Consider the following 18,749-nt stretch of genomic DNA (forward strand, 5'->3'; position numbering starts at 1 on the left):
CGGCCTCACTCGATGATGTTGCCGCGCAGCATAAAGCGCGCATAGGCCACGGTCGAAACAAAGCCCAGCATGGCAATGATCATAGCGGCTTCGAAAAAGATCTCGGTGCCCAGATGCAGGCCGTACAGGATCATCAGGGCGATGGTGTTGATCACCATCGTATCAAGGGCGAGCACTCGCGTTCCCACACCGTCGGCGGTGATGATCCGCCACAGGCACATCATGATCGCGGCCCCAAAGCAGGCAAAGGCAAAATAGATTGCATATTCGATCATTCGAAAATCTCCTTCAGGCGGCGCTCGTAACGCTGCTTGATCTGGTCTCGTACCGCGCCCGGATCCGGAGCGTCCAGGCAATGGACCAGCAGACAATGCCCTTGGGCCGAGAGGTCGCAACTGACGGTGCCCGGAGTCATGGTGATGGTTCCAGCCAGTACCGTGATCGCTTCGGGTGTGCGCAGTTCCAGCGGGATCGAGATCCAGTTCGGTTGTCTGTCCGCGTCGCGTTTGAACAGGATGATGCGGGCCACGGTCACGTTGGCCACCACGATGTCCCACAGAACCACGATCATGTACTCAACGACCATGGGCCAGTTCCGCAGGACGGGCCGGTCGGGCCAGTAGGGTTGTGTGATGAAGGGAATGATGATCCCCAGAAGCAACCCAAACACCAACGAGTTCAGCGAGGGCGCGTTGGCCAACAACACCCAGACCAGAGTCAGCAGGAAGCTCAGATGAGGGTGGGGAAATATCCGGCGCAGCAGTTTCATCAGTCTTCCCTTCCCAATACGGCCGAGATGTACTGTTCCGGCGCGAACAGTTGCGCGGCGGTCTTGCGAGTGTAGTCCAGCGAGGGTCCGGCGAACAGGGTCAGCAGGACGAGGCCCAGAACCACTCCGAACACCGAGGTGAACGCCAGCCCCGGCTGCGGTTCAGGCGCGGGCCGGTGCGGGGGTTCATCATCGTTGGTGGCCTCGGTTTCGGGTTCCGGTTCGATCTGGGTGCTGGCGTCATAGCTTTTCCAGAAGATCAGGGATCCGGCGCGAGCCAGTCCCACGATGGTGACGAAGGACCCGATCAGAACGACCGCCCAGACTGCGGTGGCATCCGGCGCATACCAAGACGCATCCAGCACCAGAAGCTTGCCGATGAACCCCGACAACGGCGGCATGCCCGCCATCGCTATGGCTCCTACGAAGAACAGCGCCGAGATCAGCCCGCTTTGCGGCATCGGCGGGCGGGGCGCAATGGCCCCTCCTCGACGTTCCATCACCAGATCGGCCACCAGGAACAGCAGTGCGGTCGCAAGGGTTGAATGGTAGACGTAGTACAGAGCGGCGGCTGTGGCCGTCTCGGTGAACAAGGAAATAGCCACCAGCAGCGTTCCCATCGAGGCGATGGCGCAAAACGCAACCATGCGCGCGATGTGCCGCGTGCCCAGAATACCGATCGAGCCGATGGCAAGGGTCACCAGCGCGGCAGGTTGTAGCCAGTCACCAACCAGTCCTTCGGTGACGGCAACATCCGGGCCGAATGCCAAAGTATAGACCCGCAGGATCGAATAGGCCCCCACCTTGGTCATGATCGCAAACAGCGCGGCAACTGGCAGCGGCGCGTTGGCATAGCTGGCCGGCAGCCAGAAATGCAGCGGCAGGACAGCGGCCTTGATGCAGAAGACCAGCAGCAGAAGAACCGCACCCACGCGCAACAGGGCGGTGTCTTCGACCGGAATTTCCGCGACGCGCACGGCCAGGTCGGCCATGTTCAGGGTACCGGTAACCGAATAGATCGTGCCCAATGCAAACAGGAACAGAGTTGACCCCAAGAGGTTGTAGGTGACGTATTGCACCCCGGCCTTCAGGCGTACCGCGCCGCCGCCATGGGTCATCAGGCCGTAGGAGGCGATCAGCAATACCTCAAAAAACACGAACAGGTTGAAAGCGTCGCCGGTCAGGAAGGCGCCGCAGACACCCATCAGCTGGAATTGGAACAGCGGATGAAAGTGGTTGCCGCGTTCGTCCCATCCGGACGCGATGGCGTACAGCACGACAGGCAAGGCCAGCAACGCCGTCAGCAACACCATCATCGCGGACAACCGGTCAAGGACCAGAACAATGCCAAACGGGGCCGGCCAATCACCCAGCTCGTAGACATGAATCTCGCCGCCCGCTGCCTGCGCAGTGATGGTCAGTGCGATGCCGAGCAGACCCACCACACCGGCGACTGAAAAGATACGCTGCAGGTCCAGATGGTACCGCAGAACCATGATGATGAAGGGGGCCAGGATCGCGGGCAGGACGATCGGCGCAACGATCCAGTGGTTCATGCGTCTTCTCCTGTGTCATCCACGCTGTCCTGCGCGGCCATGTCTATATGGTCATCCTTCGAAGACAGGTAGGCGCCCAGAGCGATCATCACGATCACAGCTGTCATCCCGAACGAGATCACAATCGCCGTCAGAACAAGGGCCTGCGGCAATGGATCGGTATAGGGAACCTCTTCGTATTTGTTCAGAACTGCAGGCGCGTTCACGGCCAGCCGTCCCGTGGCGAACAGGAACACGTTGACCGCATAGGTCAGCAGAGACAGGCCCAGGATGACCGGAAAGGTCCGACGGCGCAGGATCAGAAAGATCCCTGCGGCGGTCAGAACGCCAACGGCCGATGCGACGAGTGCTTCCATCAGCCCTGCTCCTTCGCTTTTTCTTGCTCTTCGGCCAGATCATCCCGCAACGGGTTGATGTCCATCGGGAATTCCTGTGCCATGCCCGGCCGCCACGCAAAGCGCGACAGGCTGTCCAGTGCCAACATCACGGCGCCCAGAACGGCAAGGAACACGCCTGTGTCGAACAGCATGGCCGTGGCCCATTCGAACTCTTCCAGCGGCGGCCAATGCAGATAGCCGAAATCGCTGGTCAGGAAGGGCCGCTCGTTGAACCAGGCGCCCAAACCCGTGGCCGCAGCGATCAGAACACCCCAGCCGATGGTGCCATGGTAGTAGAACCGCTGCCGCTCGATCGCCCAGGTATAGCCGCTGGCCATGTACTGCATCAGGAAGGCGATCGCGACCACCAGACCGGCGATGAACCCGCCTCCGGGCTGGTTGTGCCCCCGGAAGAAGATGTAGGCGCCCACCATAAGGGCGATCGGCATCATCACACGTGTGGCAACAACCATCATCAGTGGGTGTGAGTCACCTGACTGGGGCCAGTGCGGTTTGCGGTTCAGCAGGTAGGCGCGGACACTGGTGCCCAGCACGGCCTCGGTCAGGGCAAAGATGATCAAGGCCGCGATCCCCAGCACGATGATCTCGCCGAAGGTATCAAATCCCCGGAAGTCCACCAGGATCACGTTGACCACGTTGGTGCCTCCGCCACCCTTGTAGGAATTGGCCAGGTGGAACTCCGAAATCGTCGGGAAGGCGAAATCGCGCAGCATGAGCGCATAGATCAAGCCCCCGGCGCCGATACCGGCCACTACCGAAATGGCGGCATCACGCCAACGCCGTGCCGCGCTGCTGTCCCATGGGGTCTCGGTCGGCAGGAAATTCAGCGACAGCAGCAGCAGTATCATCGTGACGACTTCGACCGAGATCTGCGTCAGGGCTAGATCAGGCGCGGACAGATAGTTGAAGGCCATCGACACGATCAGGCCGACGACACCGATCAAAACAAGCGACAGCAAACGGTTCCGGTGGAACCACATGATGCCCATCGTCGCCACGATCAGGCACAGCCAGCCGATGATCGGAATGATCGGAGCCGGCAGCGGAACCCGCGTTTCCACGCCAATCGTGCCGGTCGAATAGGCATAGTATCCAAGGCCGACCGTAAAGGCGATCAGGATGATCGCATAGCGGCTGATGACACCGTTGTGCAGCTCGTCCGTGATCCACCGGCTGGCGGCGATCAATCCGCCGATCACGGCGTCGAAGATGGTCTTGGCCTCGGGGCGGGGCAGGATATTCCAGACCTGCTCGCCGCGGCGGTGCAAAGCCAACAGGAAGAGGCCGCCAAAAGTTGCGACGATCGACATGTACAAGGCAGGCGTGAACCCGTGCCACAGCTTCAGTGAGTAATAGGGCAGCTTCTCGCCGCCGATCACTGCGGAAGACACAACTGCAACCAAGGGGCCGACGATGGCGGCCGAGTTCAGGCCGATCAGCACGACCAGCACGACCAGGAATGCCGGAGCCAGCCACAGCCCCACCGGCGGGTCATGCGGGTGCGCAGGGTAATCCTCGCGTTCAGGGCCCAGGAAGACGTGGGACACGAACCGGAAGGAATATGCGGCAGAGAAGATCGCGGCTACCAGGGCAAGGGCTGGCACCAGATAGTGCGAGTTTCGCCAGACCGTGTGCACGGTTTCTTCCAGCATCATTTCCTTCGACAGGAATCCGTTCAAAGGTGGAATCCCTGCCATGGACAATGCGGCGATTGTTCCAATCGAAAAGGTGATCGGCATCAAATGGCGCAGGCCGCCCAGGCGCTTGATGTCCCGGGTGCCGGTTTCGTGGTCCACGATCCCGGCGGTCATGAACAGGGCGGCCTTGAAGGTGGCGTGGTTGATGATGTGAAAGATGGCGGCCACGACCGCGATCTTGGTGCCAAAGCCCAGCAGCATCGTGACCAGCCCCAGATGCGACACCGTCGAAAAGGCCAGCAACGCCTTGAGGTCATCCTTGAACAGCGCGATCACCGCGCCGATCAGCATGGTCACCAGGCCGGTGGTGGCGACGATGTAGAACCACGCCTCGGTTCCGGCCAGAACCGGCCACATGCGCGCCATCAGAAACAGGCCAGCCTTCACCATCGTGGCCGAGTGCAGATAGGCCGAAACCGGCGTTGGAGCGGCCATTGCATGCGGCAGCCAGAAATGGAACGGGAACTGGGCCGACTTGGTGAAACATCCCAGCAGGATCAGTATCAACGCCGGCAGGTAGTAGGGCGAAGACTGGATCAGTTCGCGGTTCTGGAGGATCACGCTCAGGTCATAGGACCCCACGATATTGCCGAGGATCAGCATCCCCGCAATCATCGCCAGCCCGCCGGACCCGGTGACCGCCAGCGCCATCCGCGCGCCCTGGCGGCCTTCGGGCAGGTGTTTCCAATAGCCGATGAGCAAGAACGAACTGAGCGAGGTCAATTCCCAGAAAACCAGCAAAAGCAGTATGTTGTCGGACAGAACGATACCGACCATCGCGCCCTGGAACAGCAGGAGATAGGTATAGAATTGCCCCATTGGGTCTTCACGCGACAGGTAGAACCGCGCGTACAGGATGATCAGCAGACCAATGCCAAGGATCAGCAGCGCGAACAGAAATCCTAGCCCGTCCAGCATGAAATTGGCATTCAACCCCAGCCCTGGAATCCAGTCGAACCGCGCGGTGACCACCGTGCCGTTCATGACGTCCGGGATATGAATCAGCAGCCCCATCAAGGCCAGAAACGTGGTCAATCCCGCTGCCGACGCGGCTGCGTTGCGCCCGGCGCGGATCAGCAGGGCGGGAAAGACAGCTCCGAGGAAGGGAAGGGCCGCGATAAGGAATAGGGACAACTGCGATACTCCGGGCTGAGCGGTCAGGGTGCTGTTGATTTTGTAAGGATAATTTATTGACTGTCCAGCTATTGCAAGTTTTTCACCTTGCACTACTCCCCGCGAATTTTTGGCCAAAGCCTGCGCGAAAATGACGCGAACTTGATCCGTACCCGGCTTTTCGGCGCAGCGTCGGAGGCGGACCCGTGATAAAACCGGCTTGGAGAAACCGGAGGGTGCACATTGGCGATCACAACCAGGCTCAGCCGCAGAGGCGTGTTCCTTGGGGGCGCGGCCGCTGTTCTCGCGGGTTTTGCGATCCGTGAATACCGTCTGATCCCCGAAGACTTTTCTGGCGGTACGTTGACCGTCGCTCAGGCGCACGAAAAGGCTGTTGCAGGGGAAATCCTGTTGCTCGACATTCGGACCCCGCGCGAATGGCGGGCCTCAGGCATCGGGCAGGGCGCCCAACCGCTGGACATGCGCCGTGAAGACTTTCTGGATGTGTTGGATCGCCTGTCTGGCGGTGACAAGGGGCGGCCGATTGCCTTGATCTGCGCCCGTGGTGTGCGGTCAGCGCGGCTGGGCAACAGGTTGACCGAGGCGGGCTACGGCAACATTCTTGACGTGCCCGAAGGGATGCTGGGGTCAGCCGCAGGTCCGGGCTGGGTGCGGGCCGGGCTGCCGGTGCAGGCGTATTCGGAGGGGGCGTGATGAGGCTCAGGGATCTGTTGGCTGTGTTGATCGCAACCGCCGCAACTCCGGCATTGGCCGCGTGTGGGCAGGATCAGGGTGTTTGCGAGACTAAAACCGGAAGCTATCGCATCGAGCTGCCGGAAGACTCCAACCCGCCGTTGGTCGTGTTCCTGCACGGGTATGGCGGTAGCGCGCAGGGAACCATGAAAAACCGCGGCATGGTCGAACCCTTGCTGGCGCGGGGATATGCGGTCATGGCACCCGAGGGGGCCGAGCGCAACGGGCGAAAGAGCTGGAACTTCTATCCGGGGTGGGACGGGCGAGACGAAGCCGCGTTCCTGAAGGAGGTTGTTGCGGATGCGGTCCAACGGTTCGGGATCGATGACCATCGCGTGGTGCTGGGAGGATTCTCGGCCGGCGGCTTCATGGTGAACTATCTGGCCTGCGCCGATCCCGAGGCATTCTCGGCCTACGTGCCGGTCTCAGGCGGATTCTGGCGCCCGCATCCCGAAAGTTGTGCGGGGCCCGCGCGCCTGTTCCACACACATGGCTGGACCGACAACGTGGTGCCGCTGGAGGGGCGCGCACTGGGCGGCGGTCGGTTCCTTCAGGGCGACATCTTCGCCGGGCTTGAAATCTGGCGGCAGGCCAACGAATGCGCCGACAACCGTCCGGACGGGTATTCAACGACAGGCCAATTCATGCGCCGCAAGTGGACCGCCTGTGCTGACGGCAGCGCATTGGAGTTCGCTCTGTTTCCCGGCGGTCATACAGTTCCGCGGGGCTGGGCCGACATGATGCTGGATTGGTACGAAGGGTTGCCCGGCGGGTGATCATTCCGCCGGGGTCATGGTTCCTTTGCCCTCGATCAGGCGTTTCAACTCGTTGCGATGCGAACGTGCCGCCCGCGTGATGGCGGGCTCGTGGAAATCCTCGGGCATGCCGACCATGCGACGCGCTGCTGCCGCAGATACGCCGCTGAGTGCGGAGAGCGGTACCGCAAAGGTTAGGCTGATGGCGATCGGAGCCAACCAGACCGAGACCAACCCGGCCAGGATGCCCGCGCTCAGCGCGAAGCCGCTGATGGTTTCGAGCGCGTGACACACGATCAGCGTCCGCCGCCCATAAGTGCCGCCATCCCGTGCCTGCGGGGTCCAGCCTTTTTGCACACCGAGAACGGTGCGGAACACGGCGATCATCTGCTGCACCATCAGGATCGGTGCGTACAGGATCGACAGCACGACCTCGAACAGGAATGACGCAAGAAACCGGGTCCGGCCGCCGAAATCTTCATAGCGAACACCGCTGAGGGGCAATGCCAGTGCACCCAGAATTTTGGGGGCCAGCAGCATCGCGTACATGACAAGGATGATCAGAACATGCCGCGTTTCGGTCATTTCCGGCCACTGGGGGAACATCGGATTGTCGGGGCTGAAATAGTGCAGCACCGAAGCATCCTTGCCCTGACCGATCAACGCCCACATGACCAGCAGTGCGAACCACAAGGGTGACATCAGGTATCCGACGGCGCCGTGGAACAGATGAAACCGCGACACGGCCCGAAACCCGGTCGAGCCGAGCAGACGCAGATGCTGCAGGTTGCCCTGGCACCAGCGGCGGTCGCGTAGGGCGTGGTCGATCAATGTCGGCGGTGTTTCCTCGTACGAGCCTCGGATGCGCGGCAGAAAGCGAACGCCCCAACCGGCGCGGCGCAGCAACCCGGCCTCGACGAAGTCGTGGCTCATGATCAGTTGTTCCTGGCCCGAGAGCGAGCGCAGCTTGGGCAGACCCGCACAGGTCGCAAAGGCCTTGGTGCGGATGATGGCGTTGTGGCCCCAATAGTTGCCTTCCTGGCCACACCAACGGGACAGGCCCTCTGCAAATGCGATGCCGTATACACCATTGGCGAACTGCTGCATCCGGGCAAAGACGGACTGGGCACCGATCAGTTGCGGATAGCTTTGGATCAGGCCGGCGCCGGGATCGCGGGCCAGCGCGTCGGTCAGCCGCGCGATCGCGCGCCCGGTCATCAAGCTGTCGGCGTCCAGAACCAGCATTGCATCCCAAGCGCCACCCCAGCGGCTGACCCAATCAGCTATATTGCCGACCTTGCGGTCCGTATTCTGTTCCCTGCGTCGGTAATACAGCTCAAGACCCGGGGCCAGCGTGGTACGCAGCGCCTCGATGCTGGCCTGTTCCTGGGCCGCGATTTCCGGATCGCGGGTGTCGGACAGGATGAACATCGCATAGTGATGCTTGCCCCCTCGGGCGCGCAGTTCTTCCAGCATCGTGCGGGCATTGCCCAACACGTTCCACGGCACTTCGTTGTAGACGGGCATCAGCAAAGCGACCCGCAGTGGTTGCGCGCGACCCTGCCGTACCGGACGCTCTTGCCGGGCTAGAGAGACCATTCCCAGCAGGACGGTGCAGACCGTGAAGGAAATCCAGAAGAAATTGAACGAAATCAATGCCAACAGGATGGCTTCGACCACGTTTATCCCTTCGGCGTCGAACCAGTCCGCCATGACCCACAGCAAAGCAACCGAGGCGGCCATGGCCGGGGAAAACGCCAATGCGCGCCAAAGGCCCGCCGACGACCGGCGGGCATCCGCAGGCGCTTGGGCGTCCCGAAACCCGGCGCCAAAGTCCTGCTCCGGCATTGCCAGCGGTGCCTCGGGCGGCATGATTTTCAGGTCCGGGATTATGCTGTCCATCTGTACATCCAGACTTCCGAGGCGGGCTCGTCACCCAGCCTCAGTTGCGCGCGCAATTCTACGTGGTCGCGGTCGCCGGGTTGAAACGAAAAGGCCAGACGCAAACCGCCCGTATCCGGGTTGCGTTGCAGAACCCCGTCCGAGGTTTCCGCATGAGGCGACTGCACGAACACGCTGAGGGCGTCCAGATCGTCGAACAACTCGCTGGCTTCGAAGTCGATCACCGCAAGCCGTCCTTCCCCGAAAGTGTTCTCGCCCATTGCGGTGTTGATCACCCGCGGCATGGCGGTCCGCTGAGGTTCCTCGCCCCAGATCAGGCGGTACGACAAGTCGAGCTGAGCACCGGCAGCGACCGGTTCAGCGGGACGCCAATAGGCGACAATGTTGTCGTAGATCTCCTGATCGGCCGGAATTTCGACCAGAGTGACCGTACCTTTACCCCAATCGCCCATCGGCTCGACCCAAAGGCCGGGGCGCTTGTGGTATTGCGCCTCGAGGTCGGCATAGTCGGAAAACGCGCGTTTGCGCTGCATCAGTCCGAACCCGCGAGGATTCATGTCGACAAATGAGGACACCTGCAATCTCTTGGGATTGGCGAGCGGGCGCCAAATCACTTCTCCCGCCCCGTTTCGGATCATCAGCCCGTCGCTGTCGTGCACGGCCGGACGGAAATCGTCGAACCGGTTGTGATTGGTCTGATCGAACAGGAACATCGACGTCCCCGGAGCGATCCCAACATGGGGAAGTTCTTCCCGAGCAAACAAGGTTGCCTGCACCTCCATGATGCAGTCAGCGCCGGCCGAGATATCGAACCGATAGGCGCCGGTCACACTGGGGCTGTCCATCAGGGCGTGAACGATCATGTTGCGCTGGCCGGGCTTTGGGCGCTCCAGCCAAAATCGGATGAAATCCGGAAATTCTTCACCCTCGGGATCCCCGGTTTTTAGTGCAAGACCACGGGCCGACAGACCATAGACCTCGTGCAGGCCGATGGCACGGAAATAGCTGGCTCCCTGAAAGACGCAGAACTCGTCCGTCTTGCCAGGGCGATGCATCTCGGTGCGCAACCGGAAACCCGAAAAACCCAGCGTTTCGTCTACGGGCAGATCGGGGACATCCTCGGCCCGGTCGAACATCTCGAGGTCGAAGGCAACCGGCGCGGTCATCCCGTTCTCAACCGCCGAGACCTGAACGGTTCGCGGAAAGTAGAGGCCGGGGGTGAAGAAATCGACGTTGAACGGCGTATCGGTCCCGTACCAGAGCGCACGGTCCAGCCGGAAACGGATGGAGCGGTACTGTTCGTAAGTGAGGTCCTGCCACGCCTGCGGAACGGTTTCGCGCGCCTCGTAGGGGCGGCTGGCCAGATCGCGGGCAAGGGCGATGATGTCGGCCCGGTCGAATGGCACCTCGCCACCGGTGGCAAAGGTGGCCGGGGCGAAGGCCAGCGCCGTAGTCGACGCAAGGAATGCACGACGCGTGAACTTCATGACTTCGATTTCCATGGGTGTGATTTGAACCAAGCGGCCAGATAAGCCACGCCGATGATCAATGCAAATCCAATTAGATTTGCGGCCAGAACGGTGGCAAAATCCCGCCCAAATTCGTCGAGGAAAACGCCGATAAGTCGTGCTGCTGCCATGGAAAATACAAATACCGCCAAGGACTGCTGGCCCACTTTGGTGATCTGCTTCAGGATCCATCGCCACAGCTGCGCGCCGATCGTGTTGCCGGTGGCGATCAGGCGATGCCCATGTTGCCCTGCAGCCACCCACCCCAGGTAGGCCAGCGACAGGAAGTGCATGTACCGGAACAGGCCGAAATCGGTTTTTTCGCGCAGCTCGCTTGTCAGGGGCCAGACCTTTCGGATGTTCTCGGCAAGATCCGGGGCGGCCGCCTGGACCCACAAGAACACTTTCCACGATCCGAACGGGGCTGAGAGGACAAGGAACAATGCCGCGGCCCAGATCAGCGTCTTGGAAACCGGCGGCGCAGGAATCCAGCCCCGCATGAATGCAAAGCCCGTGAAAAACAGCAACTGCCATCCAAACGGGTTGAAGAACCACTGGCGGTCCGACCACGGTTCGGCCGGAAGCGCCAGCATACCGGTCTGCGCCACCACCCAGATCGCGACCGAGACCAACCCGACCGCCCAGATGCTGAGGCGCGACAAGCCCATGAACATCGGCATCATTGCCAGAACGACCAGGTACATCGGCAGGATGTCGAAATAGTTCGGCACATAAGTCAGGGTGAAAAGCCCCACCATCTGTGGCATCGGGTCGTTGAAGAAATGCTGCAGGTTCAATCCCGAGACATAGCTTTTGTCGAAGGCTCCGGACAGATCCAGTGCCGCCATGGACATGGCGACAAAGAAAAACAGGCAAATATGGGCCCAGTAGACCTGCCAGATGCGGAAGCTGACCCGGGCGGTCCCCATCCACCAGCCCTTGCGTTCGAACGCGCCGCCAAAGGCGATCGCCGAAGCCATGCCCGAGCAGAAAACAAAGATTTCAGTCGCGTCCGAGAATCCAAACCGGGCCGGGATCCATCTGGCCCAAGGGTCGTTCGGGATGTGCGCGATCAGGATGATGAACATCGCAATACCGCGATAGAAATCCAGCCGCGGGTCGCGGGTTGTGGCAGCAGGGGCGTAGGATGCCGCCACCGGTGCAAAATCAGAAGCGGGCGATGCGGTCGCCATTCGTCTCTCTGTCCTTTGTGGTCGTCTTGTTATTCAGCCGGTACGCTTTGCACACCGGATTGGTCGCGGGCCGAACTGATCAGAGCGCGGCGCGCGAGGGCGTAATTGTCTTCGGTGCCGGACCGTTTGGCCTTGCGGTCGTCCAAAATGCGCTCGACATCATCGAGGCGTCCGGCACGCAGGCCGGAATCGATTGTAATGCGTTCAAAAACATCCCTCTGGGCGTGACTGCCGCCGGCCAATTGCATCGAATTTCGCGCATTTGCAAGATGCTCGAAGGCTTGGAGATAATCGCCTTTTCCAAATGCCTCGAGGCCAATGGCGGCGGCCAAGCCCGGGTCGGCCATGCGACGTGCCGTGTCGGTTGCGGGCTGTTGCGAGTCCTTGTGAATGCGGGCTAGCAACTTGGCAGTCGAGTCGGGCCTGTTGTCACCAGTCAGTGCCAGAAGGTAATGCAGATCGGCGAAGATCAAACAGCCGTCTTCGGTGCGGGCGGCGCTCAGGTCGGCCAGTTCTTCCCATCGGGTGCCAATGTCCACCCCTTCAAGCTCGAGCCTCGACAACAGCGAGGTCGCATTCGAAATATCGCGATAGTCATCTGTCTTGTCCTGGCGAATCTCGTGGTCGTACAGATCAAGCACCTGGTCGATCTGACCCAGATCCAAATGCATCAACGCTTTGTGCCACCACACGTGATACCGGAAGTTGTTGCAGTGGGACCAGGCAGCCTCGCGCCCGGCCAGCCAGTCCAGACCGGATTGCGCATTGCCCGTCATTTCGTGCACGTGGGCGACTGCGTGTAGGCCCCACGCATCGTCCGAGACCATCCACAGAGCCTGCCGCCCTGCGATCTCAGCCTTTTCATAGGCACCGGTTTCTTCCAACGCAAAGGAATGGCACCCAAGCAGGTATCCACGACCGGGGTGATCGGGCGCATAGGCTGGCAGAACCCGTTCGATCGAGCGTCGCATTCCTGCGGAGTCACCCAACACGAAACGGGTCGCGTGGCTGAGTTTCATGGCCAGCGTGTCCTCGGGGTGAGTGCGCAGAATTGCCTCGAAGATTTGCACGGCGCGGGTGGGCTGGCCTGCCAGCCAGTGATCCAGGGCCTCAAGATACAATGTCTCGCGGGCCGAAATCGGCTGCTCAGCGGCCGCATTCTTTGCGGCGGCGGCGGCCTGATGGGCGACCTCCATCATTTCCCTGCGACCCAACAGAACCATGAACAGCCCCTTGATGGCATGTCCAAGCGCAAAGCCCGGTTCAAGCTCAAGCACCTTGCCCAGATGCTGAGGTGTGACCGCTGCGTGAGCCATGAAGCCAAGCAGAACACCATTCCACGCTTCGGCGCTGTCCGGGTGGGTCAGGGTGTTCATCTGTCCGAAAACATCTTGCTGCATGCTTGGGTCCAATCTGGTTGCAAAAACTCACACTCTTGGACTTAGCAGAGTGTGCAGACGGGACGTAACAGTATCGGGCCTGCTCTCGAATTGGTGAAAGCTTGTGTTCGCAAAAAGCGAAAAAAATCGCCGATTCAATGACATGTTTCAGCGACTTGCCGCCGAAAAAGGCAGAGTGTTTCAATCCTCGAAGGGGTTTTCCGCGTTCAGAACCGCTTGCGTTTCAGCGCCGAACTCGGGCGGAGCAGAGCGGTAGGTCACCGGGCTGCGGGACAACTTCAATGGATTCCCGATCAGCCGCACCGGGCCGGGCCGGGCTGGCATATCCACTTGCATCCCCCGCGCTGCCACCTGATCCGAGGCAAAGACCTGATCCAGCGTCTGAACCGGCCCGACCGGCACTTTCAATGCCTCGAGGCCATCGATGACGGCCTTGGTCTCCAGCCGCTGCAGCGCGGGCCGCAGAACGGCGTTCAGGGCGTCGCGATGTTCCAGCCGGGCCGGGTTGGTGGCGAACCGCGCGTCGTCGGGCAGGTGGCTCAACTCCAGAAAGCCGCAGAAGCGCTGGAACTGGCTGTCATTTCCCACGGCCAGAATGACGTGGCCATCAGCCGTTTCATAAACATCGTAGGGCACGATGTTGGGGTGCCCGTTGCCGCGCCGCTGTGGAACCTGGCCTGAGGTCAGATAGTTCACGCCCTCGTTGATCAGCCATGCAATCTGGCTGTCGACCAGCGCGATGTCGATCTGCTGACCTTCGCCGGTCTGGTCCCGGTGGCGCAGCGCCGCCAGAATGCCGACGGTCGCGTACATGCCGCACATCACGTCGGCGATGCCCACGCCCACTTTCATAGGGGCTCCGTCCGGTTCGCCCGTCAGCGACATGATCCCGCCATAGCCCTGCGCCATCAGGTCATAGCCCGGCTTGGCCGCGTTCGGGCCGGTCTGGCCGTAGCCCGAGATCGAACAGTAGATCAGCCCCGGAAAGTCCCGCGAGAGGGTTTCATGGTCCAGCCCGTATTTGGCCAGCCCGCCGGGTTTGAAATTCTCGATGAGGATGTCAGCATGAGAGGCCAGCCGCCGGATCTGTGCCTGCCCCTCTGGCGTGGCGATATCGATGGCGACGGACTTCTTGTTGCGGTTCGCGGCCATGAAATAGGCACTCTGATCGGTCGGGTTGCCATCCGCATCGGTGATATAGGGCGGCCCCCACTGGCGGGTATCGTCGCCACCGGTGGCCGGGTTTTCCACCTTGATCACGCTGGCGCCCAGATCGCCAAGCAGCTGCGTGCAGGTCGGGCCGGCCAGAATGCGCGACAAATCCAGAACCTTGACGCCCTTCAGCGGCCCGTCAGATGCGGCCATCATAGCCTCCGCGGTCGATCTCGGCTGCGATCACCGTGAACGTGTCGGCGGCCATCGCGGCCTGCAGCGCCGCGCGCAGTTCAGCGCGGTTGCGCACGGTGTGGCCGTTGCCGCCGAACGCCCGGCCCATCGCGGCATAGTCATGCCGGTCGAAATCGACTCCCCGGTTGCCCATCTGGCGCTGGCGCTGTTTCAGCTCGATCAGGGCCAGGCTGGCATCGACAAAGACCAGAAAGATCGGGTTTCCTCCCATTTCCGCGGCGGTCGATAACTCACCGGCCACCATCAGGAACCCGGCATCGCCGGAAAAGCTGATGACCGGGCGGTCGGGTTCGGCCAGTTTCAGGCCGATCGCCATCGGAACGGCGCACCCCATCGTACACAGCGCCGACGACTGGATCAGGCCGCGCGGCTCCGGGCACTGCCACATCTGGCTGAGAAGGATGCGGTGCGCGCCGCTGTCTGCGGTGGCCAAGGTTTCGGGGGGCAGGGTGTCGCGGGCCTCGGCGATCACGGCGGCGGGGCCCCAGTCGTCATCGGTCGGAAAGGCTGCGGCCAAGGCGGCCTTGGCCTGCGCCGGCTGGCCTTGGGGCCAGGTCGAGCGGGCGGGCTTGCCCTTGGCGATCGCCTCAAGCGTGGCGCCGGTATCGGCCACCAGGTTCAGCCCCGCCTGATGCATGTAGTGGTCATTCACCACGGCCGAGATGTCGATCACGCGTTTCTCGTCCGGGTCCCAGATCTCGCGCCAGCCGGGGCGCATTTCGATGGGGTCATAGCCCAGGCACAGGATCAGGTCGGCCTGTTCGACCAGCGGCACAAGCTGCGTGTCGGCCAAGGGCGACAGCCCCGCGCCCCCCAGGCACAGCGGGTGATCCTCGGGCACCACGCCCTTGGCCTTGTAGGTCGTGACGAACGGGATGCCGAAATGTTCCAGAAACGCCCGCACCACGCTGCGCGAGTCGTCATACAGCACGTCCAGCCCGATGATCGCCAGCGGACGCTCGGCGTCGGCGACCCATCGGCGGGCCTTCTCCAGGCATGTGCCCTCGGGCGCGACGCGGGCGGCCCGGGTCAGCCGTCGGCGCTTGGCGACCGACACCCGTGTATCGGCGACCGAGATCGGCACGTCGATATGCACCGGCCCGGGGCGTGGCTGCGTGGCCAGCGACACGGCCTTGTCGGCGATGATGTCGGCGCCCTTGGCCGTCAGGGTGAACGTGCCCTTGGTGATCGAGCGATAGACCTGCGCATGATCCATGACCTGATGGGTGTAAGTCAGCGCCTCGTCGGCATCGACGCAGCCGGTCAGCACGATCATCGGCACCCGGTCCTGCAGCGCGTTGGCCACGACATTGATGCCGTTCATGGCCCCAGGACCCAGAGTCGCCACCAGAACCGCCGGCGCGCCGTCGCGGTGGTGCACCGCCTCGGCCATGAAACCGGCCGAGTTTTCGTGCTTGGTCAGGTGAAAGGTGATCCCGGCCTGTTCCAGCGCATCGACCAGGGTCAACACCTCGCCCCCGGGCATGCCGAATGCGTGGCGGCACCCGGCCTCGTACAGCCGTTGCGCCAGAAGGTCCGCAGCGCGGGGGGACAGGTCCTGCATCGAACAAGCTCCGTAAGTTCCGTTGCGCAGCAGATTGCGGAGGTTCCGGGCCGGTGCAAGCCGCATCACGTCAGTGTGACTATTTGACAGCCATCTGGGCGATGGCGGCGAATTTGGCGTCCAACTCTGCGGCAATCGCGGGCAAGGCGTCGGAGCCACCGTTGTAGGGGGCAAAGACCAAAGTGGGCGTTTTGTAGGACAGCGTCGCGGTCCCGTCCTCGTTTTCCGTGACGTACAGGCGGATCGGCGCCTCGATCATCGCGGGCACCGATTGTTCCAGAACCCGCACCGCATAGTCGTTGTTGAAGACGCCGATCACCCGATTGCCCGGAATGGTGATGCCGCGCGCGGCGGCGGCCTTGGTGGGCCCGGCCTGCGTGACCACGGCCATCCCGTTTGCCTTGACCGCCGCGATCGTGTCGGCCACCAGCGCGTCATAGGCCTTGGTCGTCGGGTGGACGGCCCAACCCGGCCGGGGTTCGATATCGGCCGCCAGCGCGGGAAGCGCCAGCAGGCCGAGGAAAAACACAAGATGTTTCATCACGGGCTCTCCAGGTCGTGGTTGGCCCAAGTCTTCCCGAATTCCCGGGTGCGTACAGTCACAATATCGTGGGTGGCGGGCTTGCGCCGGGGGTGCGAAACCCGCACAAGCGACAGTGTGAAACGGAAAAGGCAGGCGAGTGGCATGCGTGTTTTGATCTGCAGCAGCTGCGCGGGCGAGCGCGACTTGCCGGCCGAGCGTCAGGCCGTATCGGACGCCCTGCGCGCTGCGGGACTGGACGGGCAGATCGAGATCGCCGAGCACGCCTGTTTCAGCGGCTGCGACGAGCCGACCGTGGTGGCGATGCAGGGGGAAAGCCTGGCGTCCTACGTGTTTTCGGGGATCGATCCGGTTGCCGATGCCGATGACATTGCGGCGACCTGCCGGACCATTCTGAACAGCCCGAATGGCTGGATCGAAGACGCCCGGCCGTGCGGGCGGCTTCGCTTGTGTCTGCGGGCGCGGATCCCCGCGTTTCAGTCCACCTGAACCGTGACCGAGGCGCTGACCGGCACCCCATCCACGGCCAGCGGGCTGTGGCTGTTGGCGTTCAGCGAGACCTCGATGGTAGTGTCGCCCTTGGGCAGGTCCGAAATGTGCATCCAGTTGCCATAAAGCCGGGCCAGCTTGACGCCGTTTACATAGACATGCGCATGGCCTTCGCCGGGCTTGTTGTCCAGCGAGGCGTTCTCCGGCGAGAAGCGGAAGTTTTTTGGCATCACATGCAGGTTCCAACCCGCCATCGGGTCGGGGGAGACGGCGATCTCCAGCCCCGGCGCGTCCGGTCCGGCGGGCAGGTTGATGGCGGTGCTATGGTCATGGGCCATGGCCTCGGCGTGATGGCCGCCATGTTGGGCGGGGTCGGCATGGTCGTGGCCGTCGAAGGTGACGCCGTTGGCCGCGGCCAGCACGAACCCGGCGCCCCCGCCAAAGACCAGACCGATCGCGAAAAGAGCAAGCGAGCGTGTCATCGTGTTTCCTTGAAAAGCAAATGACCTGCCGGTTGAGCGCCGGCGGGTCGTGGGATTTCGGGGATCAGGCCGCGGCTTCGACGCGCTTGCCCTCGCTTTGCCAGAAATACCCGGCAAACGAACCCAGCAGCACCCAGGCCACAAGGCCCACTCCGAAGGCGCGTGCGGCGAACAGGGCCCCGATCTCGGTCGGAACCGGCCCGGTGAACACGTCGGGTTCCGGCGCGCCGATCAGGTGCGGGGCCATCAGCAGCACGGCCGCAACCAGATAGCTGACGATGCCGCCGCCAAAGGCGATCAGCCACATGGCCACACCAGCGGCCGCGACGGTTGCCCACCACCAGATCTGCCGCGCAAACACATCGGCTGCTGCAACGCCCGGAACCTCGGGGGCCAGGGTGAAGCCCGGCGCCAGGTGAAAGGCGATGAAACCGGCAAGCCCCCATAGCACGCCCGTGCGCCCGTCAACCGGGTGGCCTTGCGCCTCGGCCAGCGACATCAGGGCGACCAGAACCAGCGCATAGCCGGTATAGGTCAGCATGGTGAACACCACGCTCAACCCGTCGCGGGTCAGGTCCGAGAACATGCCCGGCAGCTCGGGATGGGCCGAGACGGCCTCGGCTCCGAAATGCACCAGCTCTCCGGATTCATACAGTTCAGCATGCAGCAACACGGGCTGCACGAATACCAACTGCAGCAGGGCGACGATCAACCCGGCTGCAGCACCAGCGAACAACGCGCTGGTCAGAATGCGACTGAACATTGGTTTAGTGGCAGGGGAAGCCGGTTGCGTGGCGCACGTCATGGGCGGCGTCATGCAGCGCCGATGCCTGAACGTGACCGGCCAGGGTGATGATCCCCAGGCCCAGAGCTGCCGCGAACACTGCCGAAAGAATGCCAGCGCGTGCCGTTGATGCGGTTTGCGTTTGTGTCGTCATTTTCTGTCCTCCTGTGCCGCCGCACCCGACGGCCGGTGTTTCATTGTTCGCCTGGCAGGTCTCCTGGCTTGCGGGTCAGCGCCTCTGTTCGCCTTCCCCCCGAACGGATCGGGAGTGGCTGGTTGAACAGGGCTCACCGCTTACAGTCGCGGGGGCGGCTTCGGATTTGACCTGCGCGCAGGCCGCACCAAATTCCCTCTTAGCATCCGGATGTCTCCGGCAGGACCAGACCCGTCCATTTAGACGTGAATGCCGCTGTGGCGCAATCGCCATTTGCGACCTTT

General features: G+C 62.4%; 18 protein-coding genes and 1 riboswitch. Of the genes, 3 read left to right on the forward strand and 15 right to left on the reverse strand.

Features of this window, described 5'->3' with window-relative positions:
* Positions 1-5 precede the first annotated feature (5 nt).
* The 5 genes from ACR0LD_RS01750 to ACR0LD_RS01770 are packed head-to-tail and all read right to left on the reverse strand — an operon-like array spanning position 6 to position 5,554.
* Positions 6-275: a K+/H+ antiporter subunit F gene (locus ACR0LD_RS01750; protein ID WP_093962617.1), complete on the reverse strand. Its 270-nt coding sequence runs from the start codon at positions 273-275 to the stop codon at positions 6-8.
* Complete coding sequence (locus ACR0LD_RS01755; protein ID WP_093962616.1) at positions 272-769, reverse strand: Na+/H+ antiporter subunit E; 498 nt, start codon at positions 767-769, stop codon at positions 272-274. Before ACR0LD_RS01755 ends, ACR0LD_RS01750 begins: the two co-directional genes overlap by 4 nt.
* A complete protein-coding gene (locus ACR0LD_RS01760; protein ID WP_170402042.1) occupies positions 769-2,325 on the reverse strand; it encodes a monovalent cation/H+ antiporter subunit D in 1,557 nt (518 codons plus the stop codon). The genes ACR0LD_RS01755 and ACR0LD_RS01760 overlap by 1 nt, the downstream gene beginning before the upstream one ends.
* Positions 2,322-2,681, reverse strand: coding sequence for a Na+/H+ antiporter subunit C (locus tag ACR0LD_RS01765; RefSeq protein WP_480635459.1), 360 nt, complete (start codon positions 2,679-2,681; stop codon positions 2,322-2,324). The genes ACR0LD_RS01760 and ACR0LD_RS01765 overlap by 4 nt, the downstream gene beginning before the upstream one ends.
* Positions 2,681-5,554, reverse strand: a complete 2,874-nt coding sequence (locus ACR0LD_RS01770; RefSeq protein ID WP_480635461.1) for a monovalent cation/H+ antiporter subunit A — start codon at positions 5,552-5,554, stop codon at positions 2,681-2,683. Before ACR0LD_RS01770 ends, ACR0LD_RS01765 begins: the two co-directional genes overlap by 1 nt.
* A 222-nt stretch (positions 5,555-5,776) precedes the next feature.
* Here ACR0LD_RS01770 and ACR0LD_RS01775 point away from each other — a divergent pair, with 222 nt between their 5' ends.
* Both ACR0LD_RS01775 and ACR0LD_RS01780 read left to right on the forward strand, forming a co-directional pair.
* Entirely contained in the window at positions 5,777-6,247 is a 471-nt protein-coding gene (locus ACR0LD_RS01775) for a rhodanese-like domain-containing protein (protein ID WP_170402048.1), read from the forward strand.
* Complete coding sequence (locus ACR0LD_RS01780) at positions 6,247-7,062, forward strand: CE1 family esterase (protein WP_480635463.1); 816 nt, start codon at positions 6,247-6,249, stop codon at positions 7,060-7,062. The genes ACR0LD_RS01775 and ACR0LD_RS01780 overlap by 1 nt, the downstream gene beginning before the upstream one ends.
* Here ACR0LD_RS01780 and mdoH read toward each other — a convergent pair whose 3' ends face one another.
* From mdoH to ACR0LD_RS01815, 7 genes are all read right to left on the reverse strand, one after another.
* Positions 7,063-8,943: a glucans biosynthesis glucosyltransferase MdoH gene (gene mdoH / locus ACR0LD_RS01785; RefSeq protein WP_480635465.1), complete on the reverse strand. Its 1,881-nt coding sequence runs from the start codon at positions 8,941-8,943 to the stop codon at positions 7,063-7,065.
* Positions 8,931-10,430 (reverse strand): OpgD/OpgG family glucan biosynthesis protein, encoded by a 1,500-nt coding sequence (locus ACR0LD_RS01790; RefSeq protein WP_480635467.1) that lies wholly within the window; start codon positions 10,428-10,430, stop codon positions 8,931-8,933. The genes mdoH and ACR0LD_RS01790 overlap by 13 nt, the downstream gene beginning before the upstream one ends.
* Positions 10,427-11,644, reverse strand: coding sequence for an OpgC family protein (locus tag ACR0LD_RS01795; protein WP_480635469.1), 1,218 nt, complete (start codon positions 11,642-11,644; stop codon positions 10,427-10,429). Before ACR0LD_RS01795 ends, ACR0LD_RS01790 begins: the two co-directional genes overlap by 4 nt.
* Before the next feature lie 29 nt (positions 11,645-11,673).
* Positions 11,674-13,044 (reverse strand): tetratricopeptide repeat protein, encoded by a 1,371-nt coding sequence (locus ACR0LD_RS01800; protein ID WP_170599303.1) that lies wholly within the window; start codon positions 13,042-13,044, stop codon positions 11,674-11,676.
* Between the two features lie 180 nt (positions 13,045-13,224).
* Positions 13,225-14,409: a CaiB/BaiF CoA transferase family protein gene (locus ACR0LD_RS01805; RefSeq protein WP_480635470.1), complete on the reverse strand. Its 1,185-nt coding sequence runs from the start codon at positions 14,407-14,409 to the stop codon at positions 13,225-13,227.
* On the reverse strand, positions 14,396-16,015 hold the full coding sequence (locus tag ACR0LD_RS01810; protein WP_480635472.1) for a thiamine pyrophosphate-binding protein: 1,620 nt from the start codon (positions 16,013-16,015) through the stop codon (positions 14,396-14,398). The genes ACR0LD_RS01805 and ACR0LD_RS01810 overlap by 14 nt, the downstream gene beginning before the upstream one ends.
* Positions 16,016-16,094: 79 nt before the next feature.
* Positions 16,095-16,556 (reverse strand): DUF302 domain-containing protein, encoded by a 462-nt coding sequence (locus ACR0LD_RS01815; RefSeq protein ID WP_480635474.1) that lies wholly within the window; start codon positions 16,554-16,556, stop codon positions 16,095-16,097.
* Between the two features lie 144 nt (positions 16,557-16,700).
* Here ACR0LD_RS01815 and ACR0LD_RS01820 point away from each other — a divergent pair, with 144 nt between their 5' ends.
* Positions 16,701-17,045, forward strand: coding sequence for a DUF1636 family protein (locus ACR0LD_RS01820; protein WP_480635476.1), 345 nt, complete (start codon positions 16,701-16,703; stop codon positions 17,043-17,045).
* On the opposite strand, the gene ACR0LD_RS01825 is transcribed toward ACR0LD_RS01820, so the two are convergent.
* The 3 genes from ACR0LD_RS01825 to ACR0LD_RS01835 form a co-directional block, all read right to left on the reverse strand.
* On the reverse strand, positions 17,033-17,527 hold the full coding sequence (locus ACR0LD_RS01825; RefSeq protein ID WP_480635478.1) for a hypothetical protein: 495 nt from the start codon (positions 17,525-17,527) through the stop codon (positions 17,033-17,035). The genes ACR0LD_RS01820 and ACR0LD_RS01825 overlap by 13 nt on opposite strands.
* A 64-nt stretch (positions 17,528-17,591) precedes the next feature.
* Positions 17,592-18,290, reverse strand: a complete 699-nt coding sequence (locus ACR0LD_RS01830) for a CbtA family protein (protein WP_170417904.1) — start codon at positions 18,288-18,290, stop codon at positions 17,592-17,594.
* Positions 18,291-18,294: 4 nt separating this feature from the next.
* The gene (locus tag ACR0LD_RS01835) at positions 18,295-18,465 is read right to left on the reverse strand and encodes a CbtB domain-containing protein (RefSeq protein ID WP_005981986.1); all 171 of its coding nucleotides are present in this window, start codon (positions 18,463-18,465) and stop codon (positions 18,295-18,297) included.
* Positions 18,466-18,501: 36 nt separating this feature from the next.
* A riboswitch (cobalamin riboswitch) is annotated at positions 18,502-18,710 on the reverse strand.
* Positions 18,711-18,749 lie beyond the last annotated feature (39 nt).

It is taken from the genome of Ruegeria sp. BF8 (genome assembly GCF_056538625.1).

Coding starts and splice junctions, on each gene's coding strand:
- ACR0LD_RS01750 (WP_093962617.1), bottom strand. CDS start 275: ATGATCGAATATGCAATCTATTTTGCCTTTGCCTGCTTTGGGGCCGCG.
- ACR0LD_RS01755 (WP_093962616.1), bottom strand. CDS start 769: ATGAAACTGCTGCGCCGGATATTTCCCCACCCTCATCTGAGCTTCCTG.
- ACR0LD_RS01760 (WP_170402042.1), bottom strand. CDS start 2,325: ATGAACCACTGGATCGTTGCGCCGATCGTCCTGCCCGCGATCCTGGCC.
- ACR0LD_RS01765 (WP_480635459.1), bottom strand. CDS start 2,681: ATGGAAGCACTCGTCGCATCGGCCGTTGGCGTTCTGACCGCCGCAGGG.
- ACR0LD_RS01780 (WP_480635463.1), top strand. CDS start 6,247: ATGAGGCTCAGGGATCTGTTGGCTGTGTTGATCGCAACCGCCGCAACT.
- mdoH (WP_480635465.1), bottom strand. CDS start 8,943: ATGGACAGCATAATCCCGGACCTGAAAATCATGCCGCCCGAGGCACCG.
- ACR0LD_RS01790 (WP_480635467.1), bottom strand. CDS start 10,430: ATGAAGTTCACGCGTCGTGCATTCCTTGCGTCGACTACGGCGCTGGCC.
- ACR0LD_RS01795 (WP_480635469.1), bottom strand. CDS start 11,644: ATGGCGACCGCATCGCCCGCTTCTGATTTTGCACCGGTGGCGGCATCC.
- ACR0LD_RS01800 (WP_170599303.1), bottom strand. CDS start 13,044: ATGCAGCAAGATGTTTTCGGACAGATGAACACCCTGACCCACCCGGAC.
- ACR0LD_RS01805 (WP_480635470.1), bottom strand. CDS start 14,409: ATGGCCGCATCTGACGGGCCGCTGAAGGGCGTCAAGGTTCTGGATTTG.
- ACR0LD_RS01810 (WP_480635472.1), bottom strand. CDS start 16,015: ATGCAGGACCTGTCCCCCCGCGCTGCGGACCTTCTGGCGCAACGGCTG.
- ACR0LD_RS01815 (WP_480635474.1), bottom strand. CDS start 16,556: ATGAAACATCTTGTGTTTTTCCTCGGCCTGCTGGCGCTTCCCGCGCTG.
- ACR0LD_RS01820 (WP_480635476.1), top strand. CDS start 16,701: ATGCGTGTTTTGATCTGCAGCAGCTGCGCGGGCGAGCGCGACTTGCCG.
- ACR0LD_RS01825 (WP_480635478.1), bottom strand. CDS start 17,527: ATGACACGCTCGCTTGCTCTTTTCGCGATCGGTCTGGTCTTTGGCGGG.
- ACR0LD_RS01830 (WP_170417904.1), bottom strand. CDS start 18,290: ATGTTCAGTCGCATTCTGACCAGCGCGTTGTTCGCTGGTGCTGCAGCC.
- ACR0LD_RS01835 (WP_005981986.1), bottom strand. CDS start 18,465: ATGACGACACAAACGCAAACCGCATCAACGGCACGCGCTGGCATTCTT.